The 1,218-nt window shown below is 60.1% G+C and carries 1 protein-coding gene and 2 pseudogenes; 1 reads left to right on the top strand and 2 read right to left on the bottom strand.

Annotated elements, in window-relative coordinates; genetic code table 11:
- Nucleotides 1-93: 93 nt before the first annotated feature.
- Nucleotides 94-687, bottom strand: a complete 594-nt coding sequence (locus DCO47_RS26810; protein WP_042607428.1) for a nitroreductase family protein — start codon at nucleotides 685-687, stop codon at nucleotides 94-96.
- A 164-nt stretch (nucleotides 688-851) separates the two neighbouring features.
- Between DCO47_RS26810 and DCO47_RS26815 the strand changes: the two are divergent.
- A pseudogene (locus tag DCO47_RS26815) lies at nucleotides 852-1,124 on the top strand (YkgJ family cysteine cluster protein); the annotation flags it as partial.
- Here DCO47_RS26815 and DCO47_RS26820 read toward each other — a convergent pair.
- Nucleotides 1,120-1,218, bottom strand: a pseudogene (locus DCO47_RS26820) (BCCT family transporter); the annotation flags it as partial. The pseudogenes DCO47_RS26815 and DCO47_RS26820 overlap by 5 nt on opposite strands.

Raw genomic sequence — 1,218 nt, forward strand, 5'->3', positions numbered from 1 at the left:
TCGCGATAACGGTGTGTCAGTCAACATTGATGTCGACTGACACGGCGTCATCGCGAGCAGGCTCACTCCTACAGTGGTTTTATGGCGTGGCTTTTAAAGGGTGAAATCGCCCTCAGCCACCAGCTCGCTCAGCGGACGACGCGGGCTCGGCGTTTCGCGGGCTTGCAGGTACTCGGCCAGGGTTGCCTTGTCACCGAGCTTGCCCACCGCCACCGCCGCATGCAGGGCATATTCCTCAGGAATGTTCAGTTCCTTGCGGGTCAATTCCTGATCGAAACCGGCCATGCCGTGGGTGTGCCAGCCGCTGAGGCTCGCCTGCAGCGCCAGATGGCCCCACGCCGAGCCGGTATCGAACGTGCTCCAAAGTGCTGGGGTTTCCTCGGTGGCGCCCGGTGCCACGAAAGTGGTCTTCGAAATCACGATCACCAGCGCTGAAGCATGCTGCGCCCAGCTGCGGTTGAATTCGTTGAGCAGGCCCAGATAACGCTGCCAGTTCTGCGTATCGCGGCGTGCATAGAGAAAACGCCACGGTTGCGAGTTGTACGCCGACGGCGCCCAGCGCGCGGCTTCGAAGAAACTCAGCAAGGTCTCTTCAGGGATCGCTTCGCCGTTGAAAGCCCGGGGCGACCAGCGCTCGGTGAACTGCGGGTGAATGGCGTAATCGGCAACGCGAGGGTTGGCACTCATGCACGGATTCCTTGCAACGGATGGGGAGAAGTTCGCTGCAAAACCCTACTGGGCGGCGCTGGGGCTGACAAGCGGATTTACCGACAGTCGCCAGCGCTTGGCCACTGCGCCCGCTGGCACTAGACTGGCGGCCTTTTCACCACCTTGATGTTGATGCTTGAACCATGGCCGCCATTGTCGAACCGTTCTGGAAACGCAAAACCCTCGATCAACTCGATCACGAGGAATGGGAATCGCTGTGCGACGGCTGCGGTCTGTGCTGCCTGCAAAAACTCGAGGATGAAGAAGACAACAGCGTCTATTACACGCGCATCGCCTGCAAACTGCTGGATCTGAAGACCTGTCAGTGCAGCGATTATCCGAACCGGATCAAGTTTGTCCCTGACTGCATCCAGCTCACCCCTGGGCAGGCGGAAGAATTCAAATGGCTGCCGCCAAGGTGAAGCCCAGCGGAATCAGCAGCACGCCAGCGACCAGTTCCCGCACGCTGCGGCCACGGGAAATCCGCGCGATGAACATGCCCACGAATGG

The organism is Pseudomonas sp. NDM, assembly GCF_003105095.1.
Taxonomy (GTDB): domain Bacteria; phylum Pseudomonadota; class Gammaproteobacteria; order Pseudomonadales; family Pseudomonadaceae; genus Aquipseudomonas; species Aquipseudomonas moraviensis_A.

Coding starts and splice junctions, on each gene's coding strand:
- DCO47_RS26810 (WP_042607428.1), bottom strand. CDS start 687: ATGAGTGCCAACCCTCGCGTTGCCGATTACGCCATTCACCCGCAGTTC.